The 7,566-nt window shown below is 64.3% G+C and carries 6 protein-coding genes and 1 pseudogene; 1 reads left to right on the top strand and 6 read right to left on the bottom strand.

Features of this window, described 5'->3' with window-relative positions; all coding sequences use genetic code 11:
* Positions 1 to 100: 100 nt before the first annotated feature.
* From J7I44_RS17000 to J7I44_RS13555, 4 genes are all read right to left on the bottom strand, one after another.
* Positions 101 to 571: a GNAT family N-acetyltransferase gene (locus J7I44_RS17000; protein WP_209621858.1), complete on the bottom strand. Its 471-nt coding sequence runs from the start codon at positions 569 to 571 to the stop codon at positions 101 to 103.
* 130 nt (positions 572 to 701) lie between these two features.
* Positions 702 to 1,088 (bottom strand): lysozyme inhibitor LprI family protein, encoded by a 387-nt coding sequence (locus J7I44_RS13565; protein ID WP_209621856.1) that lies wholly within the window; start codon positions 1,086 to 1,088, stop codon positions 702 to 704.
* Positions 1,089 to 1,603: 515 nt separating this feature from the next.
* Positions 1,604 to 1,960: a hypothetical protein gene (locus J7I44_RS13560; RefSeq protein WP_209621855.1), complete on the bottom strand. Its 357-nt coding sequence runs from the start codon at positions 1,958 to 1,960 to the stop codon at positions 1,604 to 1,606.
* Positions 1,961 to 2,015: 55 nt separating this feature from the next.
* The gene (locus J7I44_RS13555; RefSeq protein WP_209621852.1) at positions 2,016 to 2,339 is read right to left on the bottom strand and encodes a hypothetical protein; all 324 of its coding nucleotides are present in this window, start codon (positions 2,337 to 2,339) and stop codon (positions 2,016 to 2,018) included.
* A gap of 271 nt (positions 2,340 to 2,610) precedes the next feature.
* Here J7I44_RS13555 and J7I44_RS13550 point away from each other — a divergent pair.
* A pseudogene (locus J7I44_RS13550) lies at positions 2,611 to 3,684 on the top strand (IS110 family RNA-guided transposase).
* Between the two features lie 603 nt (positions 3,685 to 4,287).
* On the opposite strand, the gene J7I44_RS13545 reads toward J7I44_RS13550, so the two are convergent.
* Together J7I44_RS13545 and J7I44_RS13540 are read right to left on the bottom strand one after the other, a co-directional pair.
* Complete coding sequence (locus J7I44_RS13545) at positions 4,288 to 4,656, bottom strand: hypothetical protein (RefSeq protein WP_209621849.1); 369 nt, start codon at positions 4,654 to 4,656, stop codon at positions 4,288 to 4,290.
* Between the two features lie 515 nt (positions 4,657 to 5,171).
* Positions 5,172 to 7,553, bottom strand: coding sequence for a 3'-5' exonuclease (locus J7I44_RS13540; protein ID WP_209621847.1), 2,382 nt, complete (start codon positions 7,551 to 7,553; stop codon positions 5,172 to 5,174).
* Positions 7,554 to 7,566 lie beyond the last annotated feature (13 nt).

Here is a 7,566-nt window from a genome sequence, read left to right as displayed (position 1 = left end):
GCTTCCCCACGGTCTGGTGACCTAAGGTGTAACGGTCTGGCGTGAGGGGATTAACTTACAAGGTGCCGACAGACGGGTGGGGGCTGAGCGGAGCGCGCGGCTACGGTCTTCGGGGCCCGCTTTCAGGAGCGCCTCTGGCAAGCCTTCCCGTAAAACGTGATCGCCCGCGGATTGCGTCCCCACACTCCCAGCCAGACCACGTCCGAACCGCGTGCCCGCATCGCTCCGATGCACGCGTGCTCAGCGCCTGCGCGACACCCTTGCCATGCCGGTCGCGGACCACGTACAGCCGCTGGATCTCGCCCGGCTCCAAGCCCGTCACGCAACCCGGTGCGTCGCCCCGCCGGAGCTGTGCGAAGCCGGCCAGCCGCCCGTCCTCCTCGGCCAGCAGCGTCAGCATGTCCGGCCGGGCGATCTCCCCCGCCTGGATCGCCTCGCCGTAATTCGTCCGGCAATGAAGATCCATGTCCGCGGCCGTGTTCTCCAAGCCGAATGCGTCCCTGAACGTAGCTTCCGCCAACTCGCAGAGCTGCCTGGCGTCACTGGGTTGGGCTGGGCGGATCCGGGTCACGGTGATTTCCGTCGGTGTGCTGGCCCGATCGCCTCATCCACGTCCTGCGAAAGGCTGCCGGACGCTGAGCGGCAGTGGCCTCGAAAAAATTTCCGCTTGAATCCGTTGACAGGACTAACCGCGAGATGGCTCAGTCAAAAAGATGCTGTAGCACTTGGCGGCGCTGATTTGCATGATCTGCCATGCATTTCATGGTTGCTGGAATGCGGATCGAGCCGCCCACGTTCATGAAGAATGTCACGTCGCAGTCAGCTTTTCGGAAGTCATCCCACTTCTGCTGCGCCGATATCAGTTGCTTCTTTGCTTCAGCCGCCCCCTCGTCGCCGTCTGATGCCATCTTGTCCAGCTCGGCCAATGCGGCCTCGTAGGCTGAGTCCAACGCGGAATCTGCCTGGCCTAGCTCCTGTGATGCGCACTCTTCGATCTCTGTGTCTGTGTTCGCTGTATCCATGCATTTGTCAGCAGCGAAAGATTGAATCGGCAGAATCAGAAGTGCGAGGGCTGCGAATTTTTTCATGCGGGGCCTGACGTCTTGGTTAAGCCAGGCCGCGAGGCGGCCTCGGCCTGAGTGGATATTCCGGGCCTAGCTGGGGAGTGTGCCAAGTAGCCGACAATTGAGCCCAGACGTAATGCCAAAAACGCCACTGTGGCTGTGCAGCGCGGTACTGAGGATCTGTAGCGGCGCTTTGAATACTGCCCAGCACCGGAATGACCTCCCAAGCGGATGAATGGTAGGCAGCGATCTCTGCCAAAGAGGAAGTAGATAAGGCTTGAACGTGTCTCCCAATAACATTAGAGCTTGGGTGCTCAGAAGTGCTACGAACAAGCCGGGCCCGACTGCATCCAGGAAGGGAAGGGGCAGGCGTAGCTCCGGGTGTGATGCCAGGGAGATGAGTAACAGTACGGAAAGCGCACCGAAAATATGTCTTCGCCAAGTCGTCCTCTGTCCATTTTATGATGGCGTATGTCTTGGCCTTAACGCTGGAGTTAAGCAACGGCGAAGCCGCCTGCCTTGAATTGTTAGGCGGCCACCTATTTACCATAGGCTACGGAGACGCCGGCTACCGATTGCTCTTGCTTGAATATCTTGGCTGAGCCGAGGCCCGTGATCAGCAGCCTAGACTCCGAGACCCAACGCAGCTTGAGTGGAACCGTGCCATCTAGGATGAGGGCGTTGCCACCGCCTGAAGGTGCTGCACCTGCCCGCACTAAAGATACTTGGGTGTTGAGGCCGGTCGTTGCTCCACAGTTGCGGTTGAACACGACTGCGCTGGCCGCGTGGGATGGCGAAGGGACCGTGGAAACAACCTCGTCGTCGCAGCCGATATCGCAGCCTGTGATAGCAGCGAGCATTGCGACAGCAGCCAACAGTTGCAGCTTTTGCTTCATTACGGCCTAACGCGGGAGTTGAGCGGCGGCGGAGCCGTTCGCCTTGAACGAGTTGTTAGCCGTTGTGACTAGTTGTTGCAACAATAACTAGCCACACGAAGCCTGCCAACTGCAGCGGAAGCCACACGCGCATCACGTTGACCTGGAGCAGAAGAGAGGAGTCGTTGAGTGCCTCAGGTGCTCTGGTGAATAGAAACCTGAGCAAAGCCCAATTCGTGCGGGCTGTGTTGTTGGCGAACAACGATGGCTCACCCATCTCTTCGTACTTCTGAGAGTGGTTTTCTTCGAGCGACTCGAACAGCGAGCGCACCATGGCCAGCCAGCCAAGCGACATTGCGAACAATATAAAGAAGAGGATGCTTGTGTAAGGCGGATTCATAGGCTAATGCTGGAGTTGGGCACGGCGAAACCGTCCGCCTTGAACGGGTTATTAGGGGGCGATGCGAGCGACCGCACGGGCTTGCGCCGTAAGAGCTGCCAAGTCCTTCGCAGTAAGGGCGCTGGCCGCGCACCGTGGATTCCCCTAACGCTAGAACTGAGCGGCGGCGTAGCTGTCCGCCTCGAATGAGTAAAAAGAGACTTCCTCCCCTTTCGGCCTCGAGGGCCATGATGGTGTTTCGACACAACCGTCAGCAGAGGAGGAAGTCTCCATGGGCACTATAACCCTGGGTGTGGACCTGGCGAAGCGGGTTTTTTCGGTATGCGCGACGGATGCCGCCGGGCACGTGCTGCGGCGGCAGGAGTTGAAGCGCGAGGCCTTTGCCGGGTGGCTCGCCCAGCAGCCGGCCGGTGCCGTGGTGGCGATGGAGGCATGTAGCGGAGCGCACCATTGGGCGCGGCGCTGTATTGCCCTCGGGCTGCAGCCGCGGATCATCGCCGCGCAGTTCGTCGGCCCGTTCCGCAAGAGCCGCACCACCAAAAACGACCGCAACGACGCCGAGGCGATCGCCACCGCCGCCCGGCAGGGCAACATGCGCTTCGTGCCGGTGAAGTCGGTCGAGCAGCAGGCGCGACTGGCGTGGCACCGGATACGCGAGGGCTACAAGGCCGAGAGCCTTGCGATCGGCAACCGGCTGCGGGGCCTGCTGGCGGAGTTCGGCTTCGTGGTGGCGCAGAGTGATGTGGCCCTGCGCCGGGTGCTGGCCGACCTGGACGCGCACGATGGCCTACCCGGCGAGTTCCGCGAGCTGCTGCGCGACCTGGCGGCCCACTGGGCGCAGGTGCGCGAGCGCATCGAGGCGTGCGACGCCCGCATCGACGCGCACGCACGACAGGATGCGCGCTGCATGCGGTTGCGCGCGATCATCGGCATCGGGCCGATCACCGCCGACGCGGTGGTGGCGACGCTGGGTTCCGCGACCGACTTCCGCAACGGCCGGCAGCTGGCTGCCTGGCTGGGCCTGGTGCCGATGCAGCATTCCACCGGCGGGCGCGCGCGGCTGGGCACCATCAGCTGCCGTGGCGACGGCTAGCTGCGCACGCTGCTGATTCAGGGCGCGCGCAGCAGCCTGCAGCGGGCCGAGGCGGTAGCGACCGAGCGGGCCACACCGGAGCAACTGCGGATACGCGCGCTGGATCGACGACTGCCGTTCGGCAGGGTGCTGGTGGCGATCGCCAACAAGCATGCGCGGCAGGTGTGGGCGATGCTTGCCCGGGGCGTCGACTACGACCCGCACGCCTGCCTGCAGCACCCGCGGCATCAGCGAGCCACCGCCACCGTTTGAGAGCGATTCGATTCACCGTCCGTGCGACGCGGTAGACAACGGGTCAGACCGACCCGGCGAGAACCTGACTAACTATCTGGACGTCCATTCCGCGTCGCGGCCGATCCCCGCACGCCGGCCAGCCCGATGAATGAATGAGGTCGCTGGGTGCGGTTTATACCCTGGTCCGAGCCGGCAGCATCGGCTCCACACGACCGTTTACGGAAATGCAGTCTGGGCGTCCGTTGAAACCGCATTGCATCGATATGCACCACACGCTTTCGGAGGACAACACGATGACCGGCAGTGGCCCGAAGGCCTGGGGCAAAAGCGTCATGCATCCGGGGTTGATCGGAAGTCTCTTACGGAAGAGTTAGGGGCTTGCGCCGCGCCATGCTTGGGCGACCGTGCCAGCACAACCGCGAGCCCCCGCCGAACGCAACGCTAGCAGCTTTGGATGCCTGGAGCTTTCCGCATTGCTGCAGAGGCAGCGGCCAAGTGCGGAGGGCCAAACGCTGGCAAAGACTTGGCCGAAGCACACGCTGCGAAAGAGCAACCAAGCAAGGGCCTAACGCTGGAATTGAGCGGCGGCGAAGCCGTCCGCCTCGAATGACTGGTTAGACCTCACTCTACGTTGAGCGACACAACTTTGCCATGCTCGACTAGTTTGACGTTGCCGAAATTGGACACGTACGCCGAGCAGGTGCCGCTTGCTTTAGCGCTGCTGGCAATGCTGTCAGGTGCAACACACGAACCTTGGCATTCGCTGGAGTCTGAGCAGACCTTGCCGGAGTCAGTAGCCTTGAGGTCGCAGACTTTTGGCTTGCCAGGATATGGAAGACCGAGCGTTGTCCAGTTGCCGCCTCGCGCGGTGCACTCGGCTGCCGTTTGCGGAGTTGCCGGTTTTGCGACGGTTGCGGCCAACCTCGGGCCAGCGCAAGCACTGACGACGAGAGGAACAATGATCGAGACCAGCACGCGCAGAAGAGTCATGTTGTGAGGTCTAACGCTTAGTAGACCCCAGATCGGGGCATATGCGCCGATCCTCTCCCGCCGAGGACGCTTGCGTCAAGTGGGATAAATTAGCGGTGATTCAACCACTTAGAAGGCGTGCCGATGCGGTGGCGTGGGGTGGCTTGGCCGGTGCATATGGGCGGAAACGGGGCGCTATCTGATAGGCCGCCGAAAGTGGAGAAATAAACCGTATGGAGCGCGCGCGGCCGAGGGGAGCGAGGAAGTCGGCCGCCCCGACGGACATCGTGTCCCGCGAACGCGGGCGGGGTCCTTTTTTGAATTTGGCTTACCAGAGCGAGATGGATTCCCGCTTTCGCGGGAACCACGCCCGGAAAGTCGGAGGGCCCGGGCTCATTAGCTGACATTCGCCGCCAATTGCGCTGCGGGCAGGGGGCAACGGTCGTGGTGGCGCAATGGCGCGATCGGGGAGGAGCGAGATGGCAGTCGCGCGCAGGGTGCGCTCCTTCCATCCCCGACGTGGTGTCCGCTCAGGTTTACAAGGGCGTGAGGTTGGCGTAAGCGGCGACCAGCCACTTGCTGCCGCTCTCGGCAAAGTTGATCTGCAAACGTGTGTGCGCGCCGCTGCCTTCGGCGCTGACGACTACGCCCTCGCCGAAGCTCGGGTGGCTGACGCGCTGGCCGAGCTTGACCGGCAGGTCTTCCTGCAGCGAGGACGTGTCGGTGTAGCGGCCGGCATACACCGGGCGGCTGACCTGCACGCGCGGGCGTACCTCGTCGACCAGTTCGGGCGGCATCTCGGCCAGGAAGCGCGAGGGGCGGGCGAGCATCTCGGTGCCGTGCATGCGCCGCGATTCGGCGTGGGTGACCACCAGCCGCTCGCGTGCGCGGGTGATGCCGACGTAAGCCAGGCGGCGCTCTTCTTCCAGCCGGCTCTCGTCCTCGGTCGAGCGCTGGCTGGGGAACAGGCCTTCCTCCATGCCGACGAGGAAGACCAGCGGGAATTCCAGGCCCTTGGCCGAATGCAGTGTCATCAGCTGCACGCAGTCGTCCCAGGCCTCGCCCTGGCCCTCGCCGGCCTCAAGCGCGGCGTGGGAGAGGAAGGCGGATAGCTCGGTGAGGCCCGCCTCGACGTCTTCGGGCGTCATGGCAAAGCGGCTGGCGACGTTGACCAGCTCGTCCAGGTTCTCCACGCGCGCCTCGCCGTTGCCGCGGCTGTCTTTTTCGTAGTGGTCGCGCAGGCCGGTGTGGGTGATGGCGTGGTCCATCTGCTCGGCGAGCGTGAGGCTCTCGTGACCTTGAGCCCTCTCCCCTTCGGGGAGAGGGTTGGGTGAGGGGCCGTTCGGAGCGGGGACTTCCGGCAAGCCCGACCCCTCACCCCAGCCCTCTCCCCGGAGGGGAGAGGGCGCGAAGTCCTTGGCCATCTGGTCGATCAACGCCAGGAAGGCCTTCACCGCATTCTTCGCGCGCCCGGCCAGCTCGCGACCGTCGGTCAGCTCGCCCAGCGCCGCTTCCCACATCGAGCTGCCTTCGGCCCGCGCGCGGCGGCGCAGCACGTCCAGCGTGCGGTCGCCGATACCGCGCGGCGGTGTGTTCACCGCGCGCTCGAAGGCGGCGTCGTCGTGGCGGTTGGCGGTCAGGCGCAGGTAGGCCAGCGCGTCCTTGATCTCGGCGCGCTCGAAGAAGCGCAGGCCGCCGTAGACGCGGTAAGGAATGCTGCGCTGGCTCAGCTGTTCCTCGAAATTGCGCGACTGCGCGTTGGAGCGGTAGAGGATCGCGCAGTCCTTGGCGCTGCCGTGCTCGTTGACGTATTCGCGGATGCGCTCGATGACGAAGCGCGCCTCGTCCTGCTCGTTGTAGGCGGCGTACAGGGCAATGCGCTCGCCGTCCTCTCCCGCGGTCCACAGCTGCTTGCCCAGCCGGCCGCCGTTGCGCGCGATCACGCTGTTGGCGGCCTTCAGGATCGTGGCGGTGGAGCGGTAGTTCTGCTCCAGCTTGATCGTGCGCGCGCCGGGGAAGTCGCGCAGGAACTGCTGCATGTTCTCCACCTTCGCACCGCGCCAGCCGTAGATCGACTGGTCGTCGTCGCCGACGGCGAATACGGAGGCGGGATTCGGTATTCGGGATTCGGGATTCGCCGGACTGCCAGGCACGGCGGGATCGGCTTTTCCGAATCCCGAATCTCCAATCCCCAATCCCGCCGCCCCCGACAACACCCGGATCCACGCATACTGCAACGCATTGGTGTCCTGGAACTCGTCGATCAGCAGGTGCCGCCAGCGCTGCTGGTAGTGCTCCAGCACGGCCGGGTTCTTCAGCCACAGCTCGTGCGCGCGCAGCAGCAGTTCGGCGAAGTCGACCAGGCCGGCGCGGCGGCAGGCGTCCTCATAGGCCTGGTAGATCTGCACCATGGTGCGGGTGACCGGGTGGTTGCCGTGCTCGATGGCGTCCGGGCGCTTGCCTTCGTCCTTCCAGCCGTTGATCTGCCAGGTGGCCTGGCGCGGCGGGAACTTCGCCTCGTCAAGCCCCAGGCCCGCGACGACGCGCTTGATCAGCCGTTGCTGGTCGTCGGCGTCGAGGATCTGGAAGCCCTCCGGCAGGCCGGCCTCGCGCCAGTGCCGGCGCAACAGGCGATGGGCGATGCCGTGGAAGGTGCCGACGGTGAGGCCGGTGGTGCCGCCGGGGATCAGCGAGTCCAGCCGCGCGCGCATTTCACCGGCGGCCTTGTTGGTGAAGGTCACGGCCAGAATGGCCCACGGCGGCACGCGCTCGACCTGGGTCAGCCAGCCGATGCGGTGGGTCAGCACGCGGGTCTTGCCGGAACCGGCCCCGGCCAGCACCAGGTAGTGGCCAGGTGGCGCGCAGACCGCTTCGCGCTGCGCGTCGTTCAGCGAGTCGATCAGGTACGAAACATCCATCGACTCATTGTAC

Source organism: Frateuria flava, from assembly GCF_017837635.1.
GTDB classification, from domain to species: Bacteria; Pseudomonadota; Gammaproteobacteria; order Xanthomonadales; family Rhodanobacteraceae; genus Frateuria_A; species Frateuria_A flava.
This window is presented reverse-complemented; position numbering and strand designations above follow the sequence as displayed.